Below are 25,011 nucleotides of genomic sequence, written 5' to 3' on the forward strand. Positions count from 1 at the left end.
AATGGATGATTATGTAATTAAGGCCCAAAGCCTTACTAAACAATATAAGCTTTACCATAAACCTACCGACAGGTTAAAAGAAGCATTGCATCTATCAAATAAAGCTTATCACGAGAAATTTGTGGCTCTTGAACAGGTTACCTTTCATGTCCCTAAGGGAGAGTGTCTGGGGATCATCGGTAAGAACGGTTCAGGTAAATCCACTTTGCTTAAAATGATCACTGGTGTGCTTACACCTACTTCTGGTTCATTGCAGGTTAAAGGGAATATATCGGCTCTACTGGAACTTGGCGCAGGCTTTAATCCTGATTTCACAGGGATTGAGAATATCTATCTGAACGGGACCATTATGGGCTTTTCCAAGGAAGATATGGATCAAAGGCTACATGAAATTCTTGAATTTGCTGATATTGGGCAATTTATTCACCAGCCAGTCAAAACATATTCTAGCGGAATGTTTGTACGGCTCGCTTTTGCAGTAGCCATCAATGTGGACCCAGACATTTTAATTATCGACGAGGCCCTGAGTGTGGGCGATATTAGATTTCAGCAAAAATGCTATCGGAAGATAGATGAGTTGAAGAAGACTAAAACGGTTCTGTTTGTTACCCATGATATGTCAGTTATCAACAAATACTGTGACCGGGTAATCTGGATTAATGAAGGTAGGCTCATTGAAGAAGGAGATCCTAAGGAAATATCGAAGAAATATCAGGCCTTTATGATTGGGGCAGATTACAAAAAATTGGGTTTGGATATATCTTTTGATTCTGAATCAATTTTTGTGGGTTCTTCCAAGGCTGATATGGTTGATCCTTTGCAAGATAAACTCGATATGATGGGTGACGATAAAGCGCGCATTACAGGCATAACGCTTTATGATTCTAACATGCAGCATAAAGTAACATTTGTAGAAGCTGAGCAAAACGTACAGTTACTTATTCGAATTGATATTATGGAAGTGATTGACAATCCGATTATCGGTTTTTCCATAAAAGATCGTCTTGGAAATATTATCGGGCAGACCAACAGTTATATTTTAGGTATGGAACAGGAGTCACTTTCTCCCGGGAAAGGGTATGTTTTCTGTTTCGACTTCCGTTTTCCAAGCTTGAATCAAGGTGTATATACTATTTCACCTGCGATTGCCTCGGGTACCCAACAGGACCATAAGCAGCATAGTTGGGTTCATGATGCCTTGGTTCTTGAGGTTTTGCCAATTGGGTACGATTCGTTAAGTGGTGTACTTTATTTAAATGATGTCTCTTTCTCAGTTATCGTATAGAAAGTAGGGATTACATTGGATTTTACAGGGGAGCGTTTTATACCTCAAGAATCAGACAAGGAACTGGAAATAGAACATTTTCAGCGATACAGCGTACTTAAACAACTGGTAAAGGGAAAGACTGTGCTGGACGCGGCTTGCGGAGAGGGTTATGGCTCTTATTTGCTGGCGAATTCTGCTGCCAAAGTTGTAGGAATAGATATTGATTCGGACACAATTGAGCATGCAAGGAGAGTTTATCCAAAGGACAATCTCGAATATTATATCGCCAGTATTGAGCGCATGCCATTTCAGGACAACTCTTTTGATATCATTGTTTCCTTTGAAACACTGGAGCATGTTGATGAAGAATTGCAAATTCTTTTTCTAAAGGAAGTCAAAAGATTGTTGAAAGACAATGGGACGTTCGTTGTTTCAACACCTAACAAAAAATACTATTCCGACTTGAGGGATTACACCAATCCTTATCATGTTAAAGAGTTGTATAAAGACGAGTTTTCTAATTTTCTGAAGGATTATTTTAAGTATACTAACATTGTTTCTCAGCGATTTGAAGTTGTTTCGCTTATGAACAACGCCTCTTCGGGCGGCACTTCTGTTTATGCTTGTGAGTTGAATGACAGCCAAGAAATACATGAGAAATATATGATTGCTTTTTGTTCCGATTTCTCTGAGTATGCGGAGCCGAAGTTCTCCATTACACCATATCCTGACAAGTATCAGGAGATAACTGAACGTATTTTGAGCTTACAGAATGAAGTTGAAGAGAGAAACAAGCATATCAACGTGTTGGATCAGGAATTGTTTTTTTTGAGAGAAAGATTTGCAGAACTGGATCCTCTCAAGGAAAAGCTGTATCGCCTGGAAGAAGAAAAAAGCGAGCTGCATAGTCAGCTTGAAAATTATAAAGAGCAGTTGGTGACGGCGAAAGCCTTGTGGAAGCAACAGGAAATAGAGCTTACTGGCAAGTATGAGCAAAAGATTGTTGAATTGAAACATAGTATTGAGGCACAAAAAAATAAATTGGGCACTCAAATTGAGAATCAAAAAGGACACATAGAGCTTCTACTTCGGCAGGAAAGAATTCTAAATAATATCTATCAGTCCGGCGGCTGGCGTATGCTGCAGAAATATTATCATTTCCGGGATTGGCTGGTTCCTGCCAACAGCAAACGACGTGTAGTATCGAAGCTGGCCGCAAGAACGGTCAAGCATCCTAAAGTCATGCTGTCCGCACTTAACAAGTCTAACCTGCGAAAATTAAAATACTATTTAAAATCCGAAGATAGCAGTCGGCTCGGCAGCAGAATTGATACGTATGTAGGACGATTTGTAGAGGAAGAGACTCCAGTTGTTGAGGTTGAGGAAATGGATAATGTTCATTATGAGCATTTGGTATTTCCTGAAATTAATGCGCCTAAGGTGTCTATAATTATACCGGTTTACAATCAATGGAAATACACTTATTTGTGCCTGGCATCCATCTTGAGAAATACCGATGATGTATCCTACGAGGTCATTATTGCCGACGATATGTCCAATGATGAGACAATCAATATTGCTAATTATGTGGAAAATATCAAAGTAGTCCGTGACGGTGTAAACCGCGGTTTTCTTCTTAATTGTAACAATGCAGCCAAAGTTGCAGAGGGGGAATATCTGTTTTTCCTCAATAATGACACGAATGTACAGAAGGATTGGCTAAATTCTCTGGTGGAATTGATTGAATCGGATCAGACCATCGGAATGGTTGGCTCTAAGCTGGTATATCCGGATGGAAGACAGCAAGAAGCTGGCGGGATTATCTGGAATGATGCAAGTGGCTGGAACTTTGGACGACTGGATGATCCATCCAAGCCGGAATACAACTATGTTAAGGAAGTAGATTATGTTTCCGGTGCAGCCATTTTGCTGCGGCATAACTTGTGGAAAGAGCTTAAGGGATTCGATGAACGCTACGTTCCTGCTTATTTTGAAGATACGGATATTGCTTTTGAAATCAGAAGACTGGGCTATAAAGTCATGCTGCAACCGCGGTCCGTCATCGTTCACTTTGAGGGAATTTCACACGGGACGGATACCGGAAGCGGTATTAAAAGCTATCAGGTGACCAATAAAGAGAAGTTTAAAGAGAAATGGAAGGCAGAGCTTGCCAAGGATCATTTCGGTAATGCAGAGCATCTTTTCTGGGCGAGAGATCGTAGCCGCTATAAGAAAACTGTGGTTATTGTGGATCACTATGTGCCGCACTATGATAAGGATGCCGGGGGAAGATGCACGTTCCTCTATACCAAATTACTGCGGTCCATGGGCTTCCATGTTATTTTTATTGGTGATAACTTCTTCAAGCATGAGCCTTACACCACAAAGCTTGAACAAATGGGTGTTGAGGTTCTATACGGAAATGAATATGCTAAGCATATTAACAAATGGATAAAGAATAACGCAGAGTATATTGATTATGTATATTTAAACCGTCCTCATATTTCAGTCAAGTATATAGATGTTTTTAAAAAGCATACGAAAGCTAAAATCATATATTTTGGGCATGACCTGCATTATATACGTGAATTGAGAAACTATGAAATTTCTGGAGAGGTTAGCTTATTAAAGGCATCTGAGGAATGGAAAAAAGTTGAGTTTGAGTTATTTGAAAAGTCAGATGTAATTCATGTTGTTGGAGAATATGAGAAAAAACTGGTTGGTTCAGAGTTTCCGAATAAATTAATTCGGAACATACCTTTATTTCTATATGATAAACCCTATGATGCAGGTACTAGTAATACACAATTTAACAAAAGAAGTGGTTTACTGTTTGTGGGTGGATTCAATCATACACCCAACTTCGATGGGATTATATGGTTTATCGATAAAGTTTTACCTTATATTTTCCGAGATAATCCAAACATTAAACTTTATGTCGTGGGATCAAATCCTCCAGAGGATTTGATGGCAAGGCAATCTGAAAGAATTATTATAACGGGCTATGTAACTGATGGACAATTAGAAGAATACTACCGGCAGACCCGTTTGGTAGTAGTACCACTTCGTTTTGGAGCAGGTGTTAAGGGGAAAGTTGTTGAGTCGCTTTATTATCAAGTTCCTCTTGTTGCAACCTCCATTGGAGCCGAGGGACTTAAAGAAGCAAATTCAGTGATGGAAATTGCAGATGAAGAACAAGAATTTGCTGATCACATTATAAGGTTATATACAGACGAAACCAAGTGGGCTAAACTTTCTGCATTATCTGGAGAGTATATTAAGAAATATTTTACAGACGAAGCTGCTGAACGGGTCATTTCTCTGGATATTACTCAATAGGAGAATTTATAATTATGATTAATGTAGTTCTATGTGGGGGGAACGGGACACGTCTCTGGCCAATCTCAAGAGCAGGATATCCAAAACAATTTAATAAATTGGTATCTGAGCGCTCTTTATTTCAATTAACTGTTGAGCGTAATCGCAATTTATGTGATGAAACGCTTATTGTTTCAAATGAGGCACAATATTTTTTGGCACAAGATCATTTAGAAGAGATTAACTTTAGAGAAACGAGGTTCGTGCTTGAGCCGATAGGTAGGAATACTGCTCCAGCTATTGCACTTGCCTGCTTGGCGGCTAATGAAGACGATTTACTTTTAATTACTCCATCCGATCATATTGTAAAAAATGAAGATGAGTATAATCGTTGTATAGAGATTGCTAAATATATGGCGGAGCAGGGGGATATAGTGACTTTCGGTATAACGCCAGATTATCCTGAGACTGGATATGGCTATATTGAATCAGAGGGAACCAAAGTGATTTCATTTAAAGAAAAGCCCGACCTTACACTCGCTAAAAGATATGTACAGCTGGGCAATTATTATTGGAATAGTGGTATTTTCTTGTTAAAGTCCGGAGTATTTTTGCGGGAATTGGAGACTTATGCTCCTAAGATCTATATTGCTGCTATTAATGCATTTCAAAATTCACATAAAAATCAAAATTTATGTAGAATTCGTATGGTGGATATGAATCATATACCATCAGATAGTATAGATTACGCGGTAATAGAGCGAAGTGATATCGTTAAAGTCATCCCATCCGATATTGGTTGGTCCGATCTAGGAAGTTTTGAATCATTATATGATGAATTACCGAAGGACGCGAACGATAACACCATATCTGATCAGCATATAGGGATAGACTCTTCGCAAAATTTAATACTTTCGAGTGATAGAACAATTGCAACCGTGGATGTAGATAATCTAATTATTGTGGATACCCCTGATGCTCTACTAATTTCTCAAAAAGGCTCATCACAAAAGGTCAAGCAGATTGTCGATGAGTTAAAAAAGAGGAGTTCTAGTATTAGTGAAAGTCATAATAAGATATATAGACCTTGGGGCACATACACCGAGTTAGAATATTCAGCAAACTATGGAATAAAGAAGCTAGTAATAAAGTCAGGGAAAAAACTAAGTGATGAGAAGCTACTTCAAGGCGGACGATTTTGGATAGTAGTTAGTGGAACAGCATTAATAAAGGTGAACGGAAGGGGATCAAAGCTTCATACAAATGAATCTATTTTTGTTCGAGCTGACGAAGAGTACTCAGTTGAAAATAGGGAGGGTATAGATTTACATTTAGTAGAGGTACAAATTGATGAATTCTCGGGCAATTTACCAGGTAGTGTAGGAGCTGAATGTAAACGATGAAAAGGCTGTTGCATATAAAGCAAGTACGCACTCCATTAGAGTACATACTTTGTGTAATTGTATGTTTTGTTAGCATGTGGTATGTGTTGCGTTTAAATTTGTTTGACATTTATATTCCATATGTATACACCGGTGACGGCTTATCAACAAATCTGTTCATTAAAGGCATGATAGATAATGGATGGTATAATTTTAATCCTTATGTGGGAGCTCCTTTTGGATTGGAGATGTATGATTACCCTTTAGGAGGGGATAATTTTCAGTATTTAGTGATGAAATTTTTATCCTTATTTAATTCTAATTCCATTTGGGTAATGAATGTATATTATTTGATGACTTTCCCGTTATGTATGATTTCGGCGTACATGGTTTTCCGTAATTTTAAGGTTCCTATTTCATTTTCTATTACCTTTAGTCTTCTCTATGCTTTTCTTCCCTATCATATTTTGAGAACTGGGCACTTATTTTTGTTAGGATATTATATGATTCCATTGATGGTAATGGTTATAATGTGGTTAGCTCATCAAGATGATTTTCTATTAGTTAAGTCAAGGGAGAATCCAAAAACTAGGGGATACAGAATCAATGTCAACAAGAAATTATTCGCTTCTTTTATAATTTGTGCTCTAATTGGTGCGACTGGAGCCTACTATGCTTTCTTTTCTTGCTTTTTTTTGGCTGTCGTTGGAATTGCACAATGGATATTCGAGAAGAATGCTGCAAAGTTTTTTAAATCTTTATTTTTGGTTTTAATCATTGTATTTTCATTAGCAGTTAACATTTCGCCGAGTTTGTATTATAAACTTAATAATCCTAGTCAAAACAGTGTCTCAAGCAGGGACTTTGAAGCGGCTGAAATATATGGACTTAAAATATCTCAACTGCTTTTGCCTACTACAAATCACAATATGGAGTGGATTAGAGATAAAAAAAATGAGTATAACAGTAAGGCGCCTCTTGTAAATGAAAATGATACAGCTTCACTAGGGGTGATCGGCTCATTTGGATTCTTGATGCTCTTAATAGTGATGATTTTCTTAAAAATGCGTCCCGATCTGAATAATCAGTATGTCAGAACTCTTTCGATCATGAATGTATGCGCTTTGTTATTGGGTACAATTGGTGGTTTTGGAGTATTATTTGCAGCTTTAATATCTGCTCAAATAAGAAGTTATAATAGACTAAGTATTTTTATTGCGTTTTTTTCTTTACTATATTTAGCACTAAGCACAAAGTTAATAATTAAAAAATTTAAGCTTAATAATTATGTTGTTTCTCTGATTGCGTTGATTGTCGCTTTTGTTGGAATGTTTGATCAGTCCTCACATCCGTTAGTATCATCTAAAATAGTTGCACAAAAATACAATCAGGATGCGGAATTTATTCATCATATTAGAGAATTAGTGCCCTCTAAATCTATGATTTTTCAAGTTCCATATGTGTCTTTTCCAGAAGGTGAAAAACTTAACAATATGGGCAATTATGATTTATTGAAAGGCTATATTCACTCTCACGACCTATACTGGAGCTTTGGGAATATGAAATCAAGCTTTGGGGATAGGTGGATGAAAGCGTTGGTGAAAAGGCCCTTAAATGAGGCAATAAACATTATAAGCTATACTGGTTACACAGGAATCTACATCGATAGAAACGGGTATACTCCTGATTATTTGAAGCAGTTAGAAGCTACTCTTAAAAACTTAACCGGTAAGGATCCAATTGAAAGTTATGATAAAACGTCAGCATTCTACGATCTCAGAAGCTATTCTGAAAAGTTAAAGTCGAAGTTAACAGATAGCCAGTGGGAAAAGAAAAAAAATGAGTATTTATCTAGAATAAATTATGGTAAAGAAATAATAATTCAGGGTCAAGAAAATTGGAGTTTACTTCAGAATAACCAAGGGTACAAAGTGCTTCAAACCGACCAAATCAAATATTTACCTATGGAGCAGCAAGAAATAGAAGTAATAAACTCTAAAGGTGAAAAATTAACTTTTAATGATGATTTTTTAGCTTCTAATCAGTTTTCTAGCAGACATTGGGAACATCCAAATCACTTTTTGATATCAGTAAGCAATGCTGCTTCTGGTTGGAATGATTCATATTCGCCTACCGATAAAGAGATAAGCGAATTTTTCTCTCGAAACAAATACTATATATATTATACGCCAAATAGTAAGCAGCTTTCGTTTGATGAACAAAGCCATTCATAGTTAGTTTAATAAATACATTTCAGACTAGAGCCACATCTCATAAAGGCGCAAAAACATGGAAAGATTCTTATTCCTATAAAAAAACTAAAAATAATAACAATTTGATCTATTATGTGATACTGACTTTCGGGCTTTTAATCCTTATTTAATTTAAATTGACGAATAGTTTAGCTTTTTTAACTATAAGACTAAGGCAGCTAATTTATTACCGTTTTTTTACTATTTCCTGTCTAGGGTACCCATTTTTAATTGGGGCAACCGCAGTTGAATCAAGTTCGGATATCCATTGTTATTAGTTTTTTCTTTTCGTGTTGTCATTCTTATTGGACTATCAAACAGGAAGAATTGACTGGTTAAGTTTATAAATGTGTTGATGGGGAGGGGCAAATGAGTAGTTCATCTTATGAGTACACAAGTCAATTGATAAAAATTAGTGAATTAGGCGATGAAAGAGGTATGCTTGCTGTTATTGAAGAACATAAGGATTTGCCTTTTGAGATTAAAAGAGTCTTTTATATTTATGGGACAAAACAAGATATTAGACGTGGTTTTCATGCTCATTATAAAACACGGCAAGCTTTAGTAGCTGTAGCAGGCAGTTGTAAAGTATATCTAGATAATGCCAAAAGAAAAACGGATGTATTATTAGATAATCCTGCTAAGGTACTAATATTAGAACCTAATGACTGGCATGAAATGTATGATTTTTCTTCTGACTGTGTACTTTTGGTACTTGCATCCCATCTATATGATGCAGAGGACTATATCAGAGACTATTCTGTGTTTTTAGAGGTGTATGATTCATGAAAAATTATTTTGCTCATGAAATGGCAATAGTAGAGACCAATAAAATAGGTGATAATACACGAATCTGGGCTTTTGCTCATGTTTTACCTGGTGCTGTAGTAGGGGATAATTGTAATATTAATGATCATACATTTATTGAGAATGATGTGACTATAGGTAACAATGTTACAATTAAATCTGGGGTGTATATATGGGACGGTGTTCGAATAAAAGATAATGTGTTTATTGGCCCTAATGTAACATTTACGAATGATATGAAGCCGCGCTCCAAACAGTATCCAGATAAGTTTCTAAACACATTTTTGGAAGAGGGCTGCTCTATTGGAGCCAACGCTACAATTATAGCTGGTAATAGAATTGGGAAATATGCCATGGTGGGTGCAGGTTCGGTCGTAACTTCCGATATCCCAAATAATACCTTGTTCTATGGAAACCCGGCAAGATTCCACGGGTATATTTGTAATTGTGGAGAAAATTTAAATGAAGTTTATTATTGTTCTAAATGTGATTCTCAGTATCACTTATTTAATGGAGAAATTTCTATAAACATACAAAGTGAGTGAATATCATGATACCTTTCCTTGATCTGAAAAAAATAAATTTACAACACGAAGTAGCTATTTTGGAAAGTATGAAGAAAGTTCTGCATTCTGGGTGGTATATTTTAGGAGAAGAGGTTAAAGCATTTGAACGAGATTTCAGCGACTATTGTGGGACTGAATATTGCGTTGGGGTAGCTAATGGACTTGACGCATTAGAATTAATTATACGTGCTTATGATATTGGTCCAGAAGATGAAGTTATTGTACCTTCGAATACCTATATTGCATCGATTCTTTCTATTTCTGCTAATGGGGCTATTCCAGTTTTGGTTGAACCTAATCTTAAGACATATAATATTGACCCCGATAGAATCGAGGAATCAATTACTGATAGAACGAAAGCGATATTAGTAGTTCATTTATATGGGCAGATATGTAACATGAAACCTATTCGTACCTTAGCAGAAAAATATAATTTGAAAATTATTGAAGATTGCGCTCAATCACACGGTGCAATTTATGACGGCATTCGTGCTGGAAATTTAGGCGATGCAGCCGCATTCAGTTTTTACCCAGGGAAAAATTTGGGTGCTTTAGGTGATGCGGGAGCAATAACAACAAATGATAAAGAACTTTACAAAAAATTATACGCACTTCGTAATTATGGCTCTGAGAAGAAATATGAAAATATCGTAAAAGGTTATAATAGTCGCTTGGATGAATTTCAGGCACCTATACTTCGAGAAAAATTAAAGTATCTAGATCGCGACAATCAATTGAGAAGAGAGATTGCATTATATTATTTGAATAATATTCACAATCCTCATATTACTTTACCTCAGGTTGAAGAAAGAGAACTGTCTCATGTTTGGCATGTTTTTGTTGTGAGAGTTAAAAATAGGAATAATTTCGCTGATTTCCTAAAAAGCAAAGAAATTCAAACTATGATCCATTATCCTATTCCACCACATCGACAACAAGCTTATAGTGAATGGAGAAGTTCAAGTTTTCCTATCTCTGAGAAAATCCACTCTGAGGTTATAAGTATTCCGTTAAGTCCGGTTATGACTTTGGAAGATGCAAAGTATGTTGTGGAGGCTATTAATGACTACAAACCCGATTAAATTTTCTATCGTTGTTCCTGTATACTTTAATGAGTTAAATATACCTTATACGATTCCTAGACTGACTGATTTACAAAATCACTTGATTGGCTGTGATTTAGAATTTATTTTTGTTGATGATGGTTCCAAAGATGATTCTTTGAGGTTATTATTGGAGGCTAGGGAGAAAGATTCTAGAATAAAAGTTATTAAGCTAAGCAGAAATTTTGGCTCAATGTCTGCCATACAAGCTGGTTTGAACTATGCTTCGGGTGATTGCGTAGGTATTATTGCCGCAGATTTGCAGGATCCGCCAGAGTTATTCAAAGAAATGATTAAGCATTGGAAATCTGGTAAAAAAGTAGTTCTGGCAACAAGAGAAGATAGAGAGGAGTCTTTCTCGCAAAAGCTTTTTTCCAATACGTATTATTACCTTCTGGAGAAGCTGGCTTTAAAAGATTATCCTAAAGGCGGTTTTGACTTTTTACTAGTTGATAAACAAGTGGTAAGTGAAGTTTTACACATAAGAGAAAAAAACACAAACATTATGAGTCTAATTTACTGGCTTGGCCATGAGAGGGAAATGGTTTCTTATGTGAGACGGGAAAGAAAATTGGGATCGTCTAAATGGACGTTATCTAAAAAGGTTAAGTTATTTGTTGATTCATTTGTTAGTTTCTCATATGCGCCTATTCGTTTTATGTCAGCAATAGGATTTGTTACTGCTGTTTTAAGTTTTTTATATGGTGTTTTTATAATTATCAACGCGCTTGTGGGATTGATCGAACTTCAAGGTTGGACTACAATTATTGCACTGATTACATTTTTATTAGGTATCATTATGATTATGCTCGGCATAATTGGAGAGTATCTATGGAGGATTCTTGATGAAAGTAGAGAGCGCCCTGCATATATTGTGGATGAAACTTACGAATAAAGAGTTTCTTAAATTTCTAATTAGCGGGGGATTAAATACACTGGCAACCTATGGTATTTATTTAGCTCTTATTGACTTCGTTGATTATAAGATTTCTTATAGCATTTCATATGTTTGCGGAATAGTTATATCATTTTTTTTAAATGCTTTGTTTGTTTTTAAGCAAAAGGTTTCTTTAAGGAGCTTTATCAAATATCCAATTGTATATATTGTACAGTATTTGATTAACTTGTTAATGCTGTTTGCCTTGGTTAGAATTTTTCACATACCAGAAATTTTTGTTCCGTTAATAGTTACTGTTGTTACCATTCCAATTACTTTTGTTTTATCGAGATTAATTATTAGAACGAATTAATGGAGGTTTTATTATGAAAGGGATAATTCTTGCGGGAGGTACAGGCTCACGTCTTTACCCTTTAACCAAAGTCACAAATAAGCATTTATTACCCGTTGGTAAGTACCCAATGATTTTCCATTCTGTCTTCAAGCTCAAGCAAGCTGAGATACAGGATATTCTTATCGTTACAGGTAAAGAGCATATGGGAGATGTCGTTAACCTTCTTGGTAGCGGTCATGAAATGGGTGTAACATTCACTTATAAAGTTCAGGATGAAGCAGGCGGGATCGCACAAGCCCTTGATCTGGCTGAACAATTTGTTGGTGATGATCAAATGGTTGTTATTTTGGGCGATAATGTATTTCAAGATGACATTGCACCATTTGTGGATAATTTCCGTAACCAAATTGCGGGGGCGAAGATCCTTCTTCAGCAGGTACAAGATCCACACCGTTTTGGAGTGGCCGAGCTTCAAGAAGAACGGATTGTATCTATTGAAGAAAAACCTAAAGATCCCAAAAGTAATTACGCTGTAACAGGCATTTATATGTTCGATCATAGTGTGTTTGAAATTGTAAAAACGCTTAAACCTTCAGCTCGTGGAGAACTTGAGATAACTGACGTTAACAATGCATATATTGCTAATGGAACATTGACATATGATATTCTTCAAGGATGGTGGACGGATGCTGGAACTCACCCATCTCTTGCACGTGCTAATGAATTAGCTAAGGATATCGTGTTTAGTGAAGAGTTTGGAAAGCTAAAGCTTTAAAGTAAAGGGAGGATGCGGACGAATGAAGGTAATCCCTTTGAAACTGGAAGGTGCAAAAATCATTGAACCCGTTGTTCATAGTGATCATCGTGGCTTTTTTATGGAGAGTTATAATGAACAAATCATGAAGCAGCACGGAATCAGCTATGCTTTTATACAGGATAATCAGTCCTTATCTGCGGAAGCCGGCGTGATCCGAGGGTTGCATTATCAGCTTAACCCTAAAGCGCAAACCAAGCTCATTCGTGTGCTTTCTGGAGCTATCTACGATGTTATTTTGGATATTCGAAAAAGTTCTCCAACATTCGGTCAATGGGTTGGGGTGATCTTAAGTGAACACAATAGACGTCAGCTACTGGTACCTAAAGGATTTGCTCACGGATTCTGTACGCTCGTGCCAAATACTCAAGTGTTTTATAAAGTCGACGAGTTTTATTCACCTGATAATGATCGTGGTATACTCTGGAATGACCCTGCACTGGGGATTGATTGGCCCACTTCCCATGCAATCCTTTCGGAAAAGGATCAGAAGCACCCTGTACTAGCAAACGCAGAGATTAATTTCGAATAGATTACTGACAAATGAAGCTAGGCACAACAATTTATAAGATAGATGGCATTTCCTTGTTCTTTGTTGGCTTTGAGGCATATTCTGTATGTATTAGTGAGAGCTTTAGGAGGTCTTTATGAAACTTCTTGTCACCGGCGGGGCCGGATTTATTGGCAGTAACTTTGTATTGTATATGTTAAAACAGCATCCAGATTACGAAATTGTGAACATAGATGCGCTTACGTACGCAGGTAACCTGGAAAATTTAAAATCCATTGAAAATCACCCCAAACATACCTTTGTGAAAGCAGATATTACCGACGCTCAAGCGATAGACCAGCTGATGCAGCAGGGAATTGATGTAGTGGTGAATTTTGCGGCAGAGTCGCATGTCGATCGGAGTATTTTGGAGCCGGAAGTGTTTGTGAAAACGAACGTCCTCGGTACACAGGTTCTGTTGGATGCAGCTAAGAAGTATAATGTGACCAAGTTTGTGCAGGTATCGACAGATGAGGTGTACGGATCTCTGGGTGAAACAGGCTTATTTACGGAGGAAACTCCGTTGCAGCCGAATAGTCCATACTCTGCGTCCAAGGCAGGCGGCGATCTGCTGGTGCGTGCATATCATGAAACCTTTGGTCTACCTGTGAATATCACGCGTTGTTCCAACAACTATGGTCCGTACCAGTTCCCGGAAAAGCTGATTCCACTGATGATCTCGCGTGCGTTGAGCGATCAGCAACTGCCAGTATACGGGGATGGCTTGAACATCCGCGATTGGTTGTATGTCGAGGATCATTGCAGTGCAATTGATCTGGTCATTCATCAAGGGAAGCTTGGTGAGGTATACAATATCGGTGGAAATAATGAGCGGACAAATGTGCATATTGTCAAAACGGTATTGGAGGAACTGGGCAAGTCGGAATCTCTAATTTCGTATGTACAGGATCGTCCAGGTCATGATCGCCGTTATGGCATTGATCCAACGAAGACCATGAATGAGCTGGGCTGGAAGCCAGAGCACTCTTTTGAAACAGGCATTAAAGAAACGATCCGTTGGTACTTGGACAACAAAGAATGGTGGACTCGCATTCAATCCGGAGAGTACCAGCAATATTATACTAAGCAGTATGGTTCCCGCTTGGGGGATGCGTAAGATGAAGGTACTGGTTACTGGAGCATCCGGTCAACTTGGCAAAGATGTAGTGAACGTTTTTCAGGAGCAAGGACATGATGTCCTTGGATACGATCGGGAACAGCTGGATATAACGGATTTGGAGCAGGCTGTGAAGATCGTGGCACAGTATCAACCGGAAGCTGTCATCCATTGCGCAGCGTATACGGCAGTAGATGCAGCCGAGTCCGACATTGACGGGGCTTATCAGGTCAATGCCGCGGGAACACGCAATATGGTACTAGCTGCGGACAAAGCAGGAGCTAAGCTGGTGTACATCAGTACGGATTATGTGTTCGATGGAACTGCGGAGCAGCCATATCATGAGTATGATAATACAAATCCGCAGAGTATCTATGGAAAGTCCAAGCGGGCCGGAGAGATACTGGCCCAAACACTTTCCTCCAGGTATTTTATTGTTCGCACTTCTTGGGTATATGGATTGCACGGAAACAATTTTGTTAAAACGATGTTGAAGCTTGGACAGGAAAAGCCGCACCTTCAGGTCGTGAATGATCAGAAAGGCTCACCTACCTATACGGTGGATTTGGCTCGTTTTCTGGCGGAGTTGGTTGAAACCGAGAAATATGGCGTATATCATGCGTCCAATAGCGGTTCTTGCACTTGGTATGAGTTTACACAAGCTATCTTTCAGGATGCGGCAGAACTATTAGGTGGCAATATTACAGCAAAACTCGAACCATGTAGTACGGAACAATTCCCCAGACCCGCAGCACGCCCTCGTAATTCCGTTATGGAGCATATTGCGATTCGAACCAATGGACTGAATGATTTGCGCGATTGGCGTGAAGGATTAAAGGATTTTCTAAAAGAGTATGCTGAAAATTTCAGTAATAAGAGTTAAACTATATGTCTACAGCGATCTCCCATCATGTTATGATTGGGAGATTTTGTGATGCAGAGACATGTGTAGGTCAAACTCAATACGGTATAAAGATATTGAACAATTTCTGGACAGCTACCAAAAGGGATTATTTTCTCGGCTTAAATTTGGCAGTCCCCCTTTTATAGACAGTCACGGTTAGACAACTGGATTTATAAGCTGGTTTTCCTGTTGGGGAAATTATAGAGGTATGGAGAGAGAAATATTGAAACTTTTTTCCATATACAAGCGTCAAATAATCAAAGGTACAAATGAATGCTAGATAAAAAACCATCGAATGAATGTTCCTTTATGGAAAAATATAGTATAATTGAAACGTGCAACCGATAGAGCTGGCAAGGGCGGCGGCTAACTCTCCCGAGGAGGGGGGTGAAGCCTGTGACAGTGTTTGAGGCGCTCAGTTTAATGCTGACGTTCGGGGCGTTAATCGTCACACTGTTAGAGTTTAACAAACGAAAATAGACCGCCCCCGCAAGGAAGGGTCTATTTTCGGCCTGATTGTTCCAAAACCGCCCGCTCTTGGAGCGTCGGTTGCGCAGGGGCTGGCTGGCACCAGCCCTTTTTCCATGTATATCTTACCACGATGATTTTTAGACCTCAACTGTGTAAGGTTACAAGTTATGTGCTTTTTTGCACCCTGTGGTCTACGGGGTATGCTATAATAGTTGATACTAGAATAGATTACTGAATTTTGTCAGGAGCGTTTTAAATATGGATGTAAGCATACTGGTCGTCAACTATAACACGTGTCGATTGACGCTGGATTGTTTGCAGTCGGTGTATGCATCAAAGACGCAATATCGATATGAAGTGATTGTCATCGACAATCATTCCAGTGACGGGTCTGTTGAGGCTATTCGTGCTGCATACCCGGAGATCATGCTGATAGCTAATGAGGATAATACAGGTTTTGCCAAGGCAAACAATCAGGGAATGGAAGTGGCTAGCGGGCGCTATGTATTGCTTTTGAATTCCGATACGCTGGTGCAGCCTGACACACTGGATACGATGATTCAATTTATGGATACGCACCCGGACATGGGAGCAGCAGGTTGCAAGGTCATCTTGCCGGACGGTTCACTAGACAAGGCATGTAAACGTGGGTTTCCAACACCGTCTGCGTCTTTTTACTACGCTTTCGGCTGGTCGAAGCGTTACCCGGAAAATCCAAAGTACAATCAATATCAGCTTGGGCATCTAAGCCCGGATGATGAGTACCCTGTAGATGTACTGGTTGGAGCCTTTATGCTGGTGCGTCGCGAGACCATTGAGCAGGTTGGTGGCTTGGACGAAACCTTTTTTATGTATGGTGAGGACATTGACTGGTGTTACCGGATTAAGCAAGCAGGATGGGGCATTTACTACTACCCGCGCACATATATTGTTCATATCAAAGGGGGAAGCGCTCGCCGTCGTCCTTTGAAAATTATTTATGAGTTTCATAGAGCTATGTGGGTATTTCACCGCAAGCATTACAAGCAGCAGTACAGCTGGATCACCAACATGGCTGTCTACGCGGGGATTACGGTGAAATTTGGAATAGCCTTTTTGAAAAATAAACTGTCTGCACCGGCCAAACCGGACAGCGGCGAACAATCTCGTACTGAGGTGAAAGCATGATACGCAGAAATCAACGTTTTTTAACCCAATTGTATATTGTGGCGGATTTCGCTGTCATTCAGTTATCTTTCTTGATTGCTTGGTTTTTTAAGTTTGAAAGTGAATGGATTACCTATCAAGAGCCGCTTCCTATTCAAGTCTATGGAGGCTGGAGTTTAATCTACGGTCTGATTGCCGTGGTGCTGGGTATGTTGTTCTCGCTCTATTCGCCCAAACGCAAAAAGCGATTTGCAGACGACGTATTTCGCGTCACCCAGATCCACATTGTTGGTCTGTTTGTATTACTGAGTGTCATGTTTTTCGTAAAACAAATCGATATTTCGCGTTCCTATCTAGCGATCTATATGGTTGGAAATGTGCTGCTGATTTTGTTTTATCGATATTTTTTGAAGCAGATTCTTAAAGTGCTCCGGCAAAAAGGGTACAATAAGCAATTCATGCTCATTCTCGGAGCAGGCTCTCTGGGCCAACGGTTTTATCATAATCTTGGACAGTATCCTGATTTGGGATATGAAGTGGTGGGATTTCTGGATGATAAACGTCACTGGAGTGAAGAGGAAGAAGCGCATTTTCGCCCGATTCTTGGAGGATTAGATCAATTGGAGGCAACGCTGTCGCGCCTGATGATTGACGAGGTTATTCTGGCTCTACCGCTGGATGCCCATGACAAGTACCCAAAAATTATCAATATGTGTGAAAAGGCCGGAGTACGCACACTGATTATTCCCGACTTTTTTGACTATTTGCCTGCTCGGCCTTATTTTGATAACTTTGCAGGCATGCCAATGATCAATGTACGGGATATTCCGCTGGATGTGGCGGGGAACCGATTATTTAAGCGTCTATTCGATACTTTCTTCTCTTTATTCGCTATTGTTCTGACCTCTCCGATTATGCTGGCAGTGGCGATTGGTGTGAAGGTCACATCAAGAGGTCCCATCATTTTTAAGCAGGAGCGCGTAGGCTTGAATCGTCGTACCTTCCGAATGTACAAATTCCGCTCCATGAAGGTGCTGCCGCCTGGGACTGAAGATACAGGGTGGACGACTGCTAATGATCCACGGCGCACGCGTTTTGGTTCCTTCATTCGAAAAACGAGCCTCGACGAGCTGCCACAGTTTTTCAACGTGTTGTTGGGAGATATGAGTGTCGTTGGTCCCCGTCCGGAACGACCGTATTATGTGGATCAGTTCCGTGAGGAAATTCCAAAATATATGGTAAAGCATCATGTTCGTCCTGGAATTACAGGCTGGGCACAGAGCAATGGGTTGCGTGGGGATACGTCCATTGAGGAACGGATCAAGCATGACATTTTCTACATTGAGAATTGGTCGCTCTTATTCGATATTAAAATTATTTTCCGCACGATTCGCAACGGCTTCAAAAACGCGTATTAATCCAGATTCACCCTTCGGTTCAGCCGGAGGGTGTTTTTGTGTCTGGAAATTGTTTTGAGTAGGTGTATGCAGGGTATTGACCTGTACGAAAAGGATGTGACATCCTATGAAACGACTGATTGCTGCGGTCATTCTTTTAATGTTGATTGGCGCGTTTTATTGGCTTACAAAGGAAAATCTACAGAGGAACATGCAGGCTTTACCACTCACCGTGTGATTTCTCATGCCATGGGAGCCGTCGATGGTTTGGCTTATACCAATGCGCGTGAAGCATTTGTGGAAAATTATAAAAAAGGCAGCCGCGTATTTGAGATCGACCTGATGTTTACTTCGGATGGGCATTTGGTGGCGCGCCATGAATGGACAGAATCTTTTACAGAGCAATTGCAGCAGGAGCACGCAGTTGCTACAGAGCAAGGGGGAAAGTCTTGGAGCTACGAGCAATTCAAGGACTCCCTCATACACGGCTCCTATACCCCGGTGGACTGGAAGGATGTATTGGACTTATTGGAATTATATCCAGATACCTATGTCGTGACGGATACGAAGGAGCAGAACCCTGCTCAAATAAAACAGCTATTCGTACAGCTGACCCGGCAGGCACAGGAGAAAAATCCTAACCTACTATCTCGAATTGTCCCTCAAATTTACAATGAAGAAATGCTGCGAACACTACGAAGTATTTATCCCTATACATCCATTATTTATACGCTTTATGCCACAAAAGATACGGACGACCAGATCATTCGATTTGTGCAAAAACACGATATAACAGCAGTGACTTTACCAGAGGATCGGGTGAGTGGTCCTTTAGTGGAAGGCTTGCGTCAGGCGGGGGCAGTATGTTACGTGAATACCATCAATGAATTGAAGGCGGCCGCAGAGTACGAGCAGATGGGTGTACGTGGGTTCTATACTGATGTTTTAACGGAGAGAGAACTAAGTAAACGCAGTTGGTTGTACGTGCTACAGCTCTGAAATGTATGAACGGAGTGTTCCCATCAAATACGAACATTGACACCTTTTGAGCACTGTCATAGACTTAGCATAGAACGCTTTTGGATATCGAATTCGGTTCATCTGGATCATAACAAAAGCAAAGGATGCTGGAGGAATGTGTGTTGGCGGATTCAATTCAATCATGGAGACATGTTTTTAAGCTTGATCCTGACAAGGAGCTAGACGATAAGGCGCTGGATGCCGTGTGTATGTCTGGTACGGACGCCATTATGGTAGGAGGTTCATCAGGCATTACCTATGAAAATACGGTGGATTTACTGTCGCGAGTTCGGCGTTATGAGGTGCCATGTGTACTTGAGGTGTCCGATCTGGAGGCTGTCGTGCCAGGATTTGATCTATATATGATTCCTATGGTACTGAATACCAAGGATCGTGATTGGATCTTAGGGCAGCATCAGCGCGCAATTGAGCAGTTTGGTTATATGATTCCGTGGGATTCGCTTGTGACAGAAGGATATATTGTTTTGAACGGTGATTCTACGGTCGCTAAGCTTACCGGAGCCGATGCTTCGCTGAGTGCTCCATCGGCTGTCTCCTATGCGCAGATTGCTGATAAGCTCATGCATCTGCCGATTGTATATGTGGAATATAGCGGTACCTTTGGAGATATGGAGTTGGTACAAAAAATACACCGCAGCACAGAACGCTCTCGTGTCCTATACGGAGGAGGCATCGTGGATAAATCTACCGCGTTACAAGCGGCTGCCGTTTGTGACACCATTGTAGTAGGGAACATCATTTACCGTGACTTGGCGAAAGCGCTGGAGACGGTAGCTGTGAAATTGAAAGTATAGAATGTTTATTTTATGGAAGCTCGGAGAAAGGAGCATGCACGCATGCAATCAATAGATATACACGAGGCTGTAGCCCGCCTAAACCCTCCTCAGCGTCAGGCCGTAGAAATGGTAGATGGTCCGCTGCTGATTATGGCTGGCGCAGGCAGTGGCAAGACACGGGTACTCACGCACCGAATAGCCTACCTTATCGCGACCCGCAAGACGGCTCCATGGGGGATTTTGGCGATTACCTTTACGAACAAAGCCGCGCGTGAGATGCAGGATCGCGTATCCAAGCTGATTGGCCCGCAGGGAAGAGATGTGTGGGTATCCACTTTCCACTCGATGTGTGTGCGTATTTTACGTCGCGATATCGAGCGGATCGGATTCACCTCCAATTTCAGCATTTTGGATTCGACAGATCAATTGTCGGTCATTCGCAGTTGCATGAAGGATCTGAACATAGATACCAAAAAGTTTGAGCCCAAAGCAGTTCAATCCATGATGAGTACGGCTAAAAATGAACTGGTCACTCCTGAAATGTATGAGCGCAAGATTGGCGATTATTTTGAGGGAATTGTGGCGAAGGTATATACCAAGTACCAACAACGGCTCAAAAGTAACAACTCTCTTGATTTTGATGATTTGATCATGGCAACGATTCAGCTCTTTAAAGAAGTACCTGAAGTGCTGGATTTCTATCAAAAGAAATTTCAATACATTCATGTCGATGAATATCAGGATACAAACCGTGCGCAGTACATGCTGTGCAAAATGCTGGCTGATAAGCATCATCGTATTTGCGTAGTAGGTGACAGCGACCAATCCATCTACCGATGGCGGGGCGCGGATATCAGCAATATTTTGAACTTTGAAGAGGACTATCCGGAAGCGCGTACTATTTTGCTGGAGCAGAACTATCGGTCAACCTCGAACATACTGAATGCAGCGAACGAGGTGATTGCGCAAAATACAGGCCGCAAGCCGAAAAAGCTATGGACCGACAAAGAAGGCGGAGCCAAGATTAAAGTTTACCGTGCTGACTCGGAGCATGATGAGGGCTACTTTATCGCCTCGGAAATTCATAAGAATATTAAAGCGGGAAAAACCTATAGCCATCATGCCATTTTGTACCGTACGAATGCCCAGTCTCGGGTCGTCGAGGAAATTTTGATCAAATCGGACATACCGTACCAGATCGTGGGCGGGATCAAGTTCTATGATCGTAAAGAGATCAAGGACTTGTTGGCCTATCTGCGTCTGCTTTCCAATCCTGACGACGATATCAGCTTGATGCGTATCATTAACGTGCCAAAACGAAGCATCGGAGACACGACAGTTGGTAAATTGCAGGCGGCCGCAGCCGAGCGTGGAGTTTCGATCTTCCGCGTGCTGCAAGTGGTAGATGATTTGGGCTTTGCTGGACGTACCCGCAATGCGCTGGTCGAGTTTTACGATATGATCGAAGGTTTAAGTCGGATGGTGGACTATCTGTCGGTCACGGAGTTAACTGAAAAAATGCTGGAAACCACCCAGTACCGGCTGGAGCTGCAAAACGAGAATACCCTCGAATCACGCTCGCGTCTGGAAAATATTGATGAGTTTCTGTCGGTAACAATGGAGTTTGAGAAAGGTGCGGAGGACAAATCGCTGGTCTCCTTCCTGACCGACCTTGCTCTTATCGCAGATATCGATTCCATGAATGACGATGAAGACGAGCAAAGTGATGCCGTTGTATTGATGACCATGCACAGTGCAAAAGGTTTGGAGTTTCCAATTGTATTTATTGTCGGCATGGAGGAGGGAGTATTTCCTCACAGCAGGGCTTTCTTGGATAATGAAGAGCTTGAGGAAGAACGCAGATTGGCGTATGTCGGCATTACCCGTGCAGAGGAGCAACTGTTCCTTACATGCGCACAAATGCGTACTCTGTTTGGTCGTACCACTGCTAATCCGCCGTCGCGCTTTCTGGAAGAAATTCCGGACGAGTTAAAAGAGGATACAATCATCAAACAGGATCGCTACCGTCGTTCAGGCAATATAGGTGGCTCTTATGGCGGGCGTGGACTGGGTAAAAGTAGTGGTAGTAACTTTGGAGGAGAGCGTTCCTTTGATTCGATGAGTCGTAGTGGTTCGACTGCCTCCGCGTCGTCGCGTGTTACCGTAACGACATCTTCATCGCCCAAGCCTTCCCCGGCAGCTTCGACAGGGGGGCCTTCTATTTTTGCTGCTGGAGACAAGGTACAGCATGGCAAGTGGGGAGTGGGAACCATTGTGGCTGTCAAAGGAACGGGCAATGATATGGAGCTTCAGATCGCCTTCCCGGCTCCGGTTGGGGTTAAACGACTGCTGGCTGGCTTTGCACCTATCACAAAAGTAGAATAGTTCTTAATATCAATAAATCTCGAGCCTCACAGCGGCAGAATGGCCTAGGCTTCTGCCCTGATGAAGTTCCCGGAGGGATACGCCTGCATGAACCCAATGCACAGGATGGAGCAGCTTGTTGCTGAGCTAAACACATATAACTATCATTATTACACACTGGATGAGCCCATGGTCAGCGACAAAGAATATGATGTGCTTTATGACGAGCTGGTAGCGCTTGAACAGGCGAGCGGATTGGTGCTGCCAGATTCGCCAACACAGCGCGTGGGCGGGGAATTGCTTAAGGGATTCACGCCGCATCGTCATCTGGCCCCGTTATGGAGCCTGGATAAAGCACAGAATATGGAGCAGCTGCGTGCATGGAACGCGCGTGTCGTTAAGCTGGTCAATGATTACAATACCAAGAACCCGGAGCAGCCTCTGCCTTCTCCGAGCTATGCGATAGAGCTTAAATTCGACGGACTAACACTGAATCTGACTTATACGGATGGAAAGCTGGTGCAGGCTTCTACCCGTGGCAATGGCGTTGTGGGTGAAGGGATACTGGCACAGGTAAAAACCATTAAATCCGTGCCGCTTACGATTCCTTTTCAGGATGGAACCATTGAAGTGCAGGGAGAAGGCATAATGAATCTGTCTGTGCTGGCGAAATATAATGAGACCGCTGTGGACCCTCTCAAAAACGCACGTAATGCCGCAGCTGGCGCTTTGCGTAATTTAAATCCAAAAGTGACCGCAGACCGGCGACTGAATGCGTTTTTCTACAATGTGGGATTTGCAGACCGTATCCAGTTTGATAGCCACCAGGAGATGATGGCTTTCCTGCGTGACAATCACTTTAAGGTGAACCCATATCTAACTTACTTTGATAATTTTGATGATGCGATGGAGCAACTGGCTGAGATTGAAGAATCTCGTGCCCGTTTGGATTATCTCATTGACGGGGCTGTATTGAAAATTACAGATATGCGTACACGCGAGGCACTTGGATATACCGATAAATTTCCGCGTTGGGCAGTGGCATATAAATTCGAAGCAGAGGAAACCACCACGGTGCTCAACTCGGTCGAGTGGAATGTGGGTCGAACTGGTAAAATCACACCGCTGGCAAGGGTGGAGCCGGTGGAGCTGGCGGGAGTCACTGTACAAAATTGCACATTGAACAATGCCGGCGATATCGAGCGCAAGAATTTGAAGTTCGCTTTGGGGACACGTGTGTTTATCCGTCGCTCCAATGATGTCATTCCCGAGATATTGGGAAAGGTAACGTCTGAGAACGACGGGGAAGAAATTGTCGTACCCGATCATTGTCCGGCCTGCGGTTTTCCATTGCAGCAGCGAGGGGCCCATTTGTTCTGTGATAATAAGCTAGGGTGCAAACCTCAGATTGTGGCCCGCATTTCCCATTTTGCATCGCGTGATGCCATGGATATTGAAACATTCAGCGACAAAACAGCGATCCAGTTGCATGACGAACTGGAAGTACGCGAGCCTGCGGATTTGTATACACTCCAATATGATGATCTAGTAAAGCTGGAGCGGTTTGGTGAGAAAAAAGCCAATAACCTTCTAGCAGCACTTGAGAAAAGTAAAGAAAGAGATCTGGCTTCCTTCCTTTACGCACTGGGTATTCCGAATACCGGTAAAGCGACAACACGTATGCTGTCAGAACATTATCGTGATTTGCATAAGGTCATGTCCGCTACCGTGGGAGAACTGATAGAACTACCGGATGTGGGCGGGATTGTAGCTGAAAGCATTGTTGCGTTCTTTGCAGATCCATTTGCTCAGGCGGGGATTGAAAAGATGCTATCGCTCGGAGTGAAGGCCCAGGCTCCTGAAGCTCCACAGCAAAAGAAGACAGATAGCTTCTTCAGTGGCAAAACGGTTGTGCTCACAGGTACCTTGCATCAGCTTACCCGTGACGAAGCAGCTTCCAGGCTGGAGGCATTGGGAGCCAAGGTGGCTGGATCTGTATCGAAAAAGACGGATCTAGTCATAGCTGGTGAAAAGGCTGGCAGTAAACTGGCCAAGGCCCAACAGCTCGGAATTGAAACTATAGAAGATGAGGACGAATTTATCAGATTGCTGGAGCAAGAATAATAGATTGCAATGAGCGCAGCCATTCCGTTTGAGACGGGGTGGCTGCTTTGTTTGTCACTGTTCAGTGGTAGGTATATAAAACTATAAAAGTATTTTTAAAAAATGCTTGCTTAAAAGCTTTAATCATGTTACATTATTAGACGTTGCTTTGAGAGTAGCTTTCCTTAAAGCAAAGGTTGCTGAAAAGAAAATCAAAAAAAAGATTTGACAAGAAAGCAACGAACATGATATGATCTAATTCCTGGCTCGTTGAATAGACGAGGACAGACAAGTTCTTTGAAAACTGAACAAATGGATGATGAAAATAAAGATTTCTTCTTTTGTAAGAAGAATCGCTAGCATTAAAAATGAGCTAATCGCTCTTTCTATAACCAACCTCG

General features: G+C 41.1%; 20 protein-coding genes. All 20 read left to right on the forward strand.

The features are described 5' to 3' along the window. The first annotated feature begins 1 nt into the window (after position 1). The 20 genes from L693_RS0123590 to ligA all read left to right on the forward strand — a co-directional run bounded on the left by L693_RS0123590 (position 2) and on the right by ligA (position 24,631). Positions 2 to 1,285 (forward strand): ABC transporter ATP-binding protein, encoded by a 1,284-nt coding sequence (locus L693_RS0123590; protein WP_025720496.1) that lies wholly within the window; start codon positions 2 to 4, stop codon positions 1,283 to 1,285. Between the two features lie 15 nt (positions 1,286 to 1,300). Next, the gene (locus tag L693_RS0123595) at positions 1,301 to 4,606 is read left to right on the forward strand and encodes a glycosyltransferase (RefSeq protein ID WP_025720497.1); all 3,306 of its coding nucleotides are present in this window, start codon (positions 1,301 to 1,303) and stop codon (positions 4,604 to 4,606) included. 14 nt (positions 4,607 to 4,620) lie between these two features. Continuing rightward, on the forward strand, positions 4,621 to 5,988 hold the full coding sequence (locus L693_RS0123600) for a mannose-1-phosphate guanylyltransferase/mannose-6-phosphate isomerase (protein WP_025720499.1): 1,368 nt from the start codon (positions 4,621 to 4,623) through the stop codon (positions 5,986 to 5,988). Next, positions 5,985 to 8,201 (forward strand): hypothetical protein, encoded by a 2,217-nt coding sequence (locus L693_RS0123605; protein WP_025720501.1) that lies wholly within the window; start codon positions 5,985 to 5,987, stop codon positions 8,199 to 8,201. The genes L693_RS0123600 and L693_RS0123605 overlap by 4 nt, the downstream gene beginning before the upstream one ends. A gap of 387 nt (positions 8,202 to 8,588) precedes the next feature. Then, positions 8,589 to 9,008 (forward strand): sugar 3,4-ketoisomerase, encoded by a 420-nt coding sequence (locus L693_RS0123610; protein WP_025720502.1) that lies wholly within the window; start codon positions 8,589 to 8,591, stop codon positions 9,006 to 9,008. Then, positions 9,005 to 9,571, forward strand: coding sequence for an acyltransferase (locus tag L693_RS0123615; RefSeq protein ID WP_025720503.1), 567 nt, complete (start codon positions 9,005 to 9,007; stop codon positions 9,569 to 9,571). The genes L693_RS0123610 and L693_RS0123615 overlap by 4 nt, the downstream gene beginning before the upstream one ends. A gap of 5 nt (positions 9,572 to 9,576) precedes the next feature. Then, on the forward strand, positions 9,577 to 10,674 hold the full coding sequence (locus tag L693_RS0123620) for a DegT/DnrJ/EryC1/StrS family aminotransferase (RefSeq protein ID WP_025720505.1): 1,098 nt from the start codon (positions 9,577 to 9,579) through the stop codon (positions 10,672 to 10,674). After that, positions 10,655 to 11,590: a glycosyltransferase family 2 protein gene (locus L693_RS0123625; protein WP_049825261.1), complete on the forward strand. Its 936-nt coding sequence runs from the start codon at positions 10,655 to 10,657 to the stop codon at positions 11,588 to 11,590. Before L693_RS0123620 ends, L693_RS0123625 begins: the two co-directional genes overlap by 20 nt. Further along, on the forward strand, positions 11,541 to 11,945 hold the full coding sequence (locus tag L693_RS0123630; RefSeq protein ID WP_025720508.1) for a GtrA family protein: 405 nt from the start codon (positions 11,541 to 11,543) through the stop codon (positions 11,943 to 11,945). The genes L693_RS0123625 and L693_RS0123630 overlap by 50 nt, the downstream gene beginning before the upstream one ends. A 13-nt stretch (positions 11,946 to 11,958) precedes the next feature. After that, positions 11,959 to 12,702 carry a sugar phosphate nucleotidyltransferase gene (locus L693_RS0123635; protein ID WP_025720509.1) on the forward strand — a complete coding sequence of 248 codons (744 nt, stop codon included), beginning with the start codon at positions 11,959 to 11,961 and terminating at the stop codon, positions 12,700 to 12,702. Positions 12,703 to 12,724: 22 nt separating this feature from the next. Further along, entirely contained in the window at positions 12,725 to 13,273 is a 549-nt protein-coding gene (gene rfbC / locus L693_RS0123640) for a dTDP-4-dehydrorhamnose 3,5-epimerase (protein WP_025720511.1), read from the forward strand. 115 nt (positions 13,274 to 13,388) lie between these two features. Then, complete coding sequence (gene rfbB / locus L693_RS0123645) at positions 13,389 to 14,408, forward strand: dTDP-glucose 4,6-dehydratase (RefSeq protein ID WP_025720513.1); 1,020 nt, start codon at positions 13,389 to 13,391, stop codon at positions 14,406 to 14,408. A 1-nt stretch (position 14,409) separates the two neighbouring features. Further along, positions 14,410 to 15,291, forward strand: coding sequence for a dTDP-4-dehydrorhamnose reductase (gene rfbD / locus L693_RS0123650; RefSeq protein WP_025720515.1), 882 nt, complete (start codon positions 14,410 to 14,412; stop codon positions 15,289 to 15,291). A gap of 423 nt (positions 15,292 to 15,714) precedes the next feature. Beyond that, positions 15,715 to 15,792, forward strand: coding sequence for a putative holin-like toxin (locus L693_RS32510; RefSeq protein ID WP_354005523.1), 78 nt, complete (start codon positions 15,715 to 15,717; stop codon positions 15,790 to 15,792). 249 nt (positions 15,793 to 16,041) lie between these two features. Continuing rightward, positions 16,042 to 16,950: a glycosyltransferase family 2 protein gene (locus L693_RS0123655; RefSeq protein WP_025720516.1), complete on the forward strand. Its 909-nt coding sequence runs from the start codon at positions 16,042 to 16,044 to the stop codon at positions 16,948 to 16,950. Then, entirely contained in the window at positions 16,947 to 18,347 is a 1,401-nt protein-coding gene (locus L693_RS0123660; RefSeq protein ID WP_025720518.1) for an undecaprenyl-phosphate glucose phosphotransferase, read from the forward strand. Before L693_RS0123655 ends, L693_RS0123660 begins: the two co-directional genes overlap by 4 nt. 66 nt (positions 18,348 to 18,413) lie before the next feature. Next, positions 18,414 to 19,325, forward strand: coding sequence for a phosphatidylinositol-specific phospholipase C/glycerophosphodiester phosphodiesterase family protein (locus L693_RS0123665; protein ID WP_231503741.1), 912 nt, complete (start codon positions 18,414 to 18,416; stop codon positions 19,323 to 19,325). 125 nt (positions 19,326 to 19,450) lie between these two features. Continuing rightward, positions 19,451 to 20,161 (forward strand): heptaprenylglyceryl phosphate synthase, encoded by a 711-nt coding sequence (locus tag L693_RS0123670; protein ID WP_049825262.1) that lies wholly within the window; start codon positions 19,451 to 19,453, stop codon positions 20,159 to 20,161. Positions 20,162 to 20,203: 42 nt separating this feature from the next. Next, positions 20,204 to 22,528 carry a DNA helicase PcrA gene (pcrA, locus tag L693_RS0123675; RefSeq protein ID WP_025720521.1) on the forward strand — a complete coding sequence of 775 codons (2,325 nt, stop codon included), beginning with the start codon at positions 20,204 to 20,206 and terminating at the stop codon, positions 22,526 to 22,528. Between the two features lie 87 nt (positions 22,529 to 22,615). Further along, positions 22,616 to 24,631: an NAD-dependent DNA ligase LigA gene (gene ligA / locus L693_RS0123680; RefSeq protein WP_025720524.1), complete on the forward strand. Its 2,016-nt coding sequence runs from the start codon at positions 22,616 to 22,618 to the stop codon at positions 24,629 to 24,631. Positions 24,632 to 25,011: the final 380 nt, after the last annotated feature.

This window comes from Paenibacillus sp. 1-18, from assembly GCF_000520755.1.
In the GTDB taxonomy this organism is placed as follows: domain Bacteria; phylum Bacillota; class Bacilli; order Paenibacillales; family Paenibacillaceae; genus Paenibacillus; species Paenibacillus brasilensis.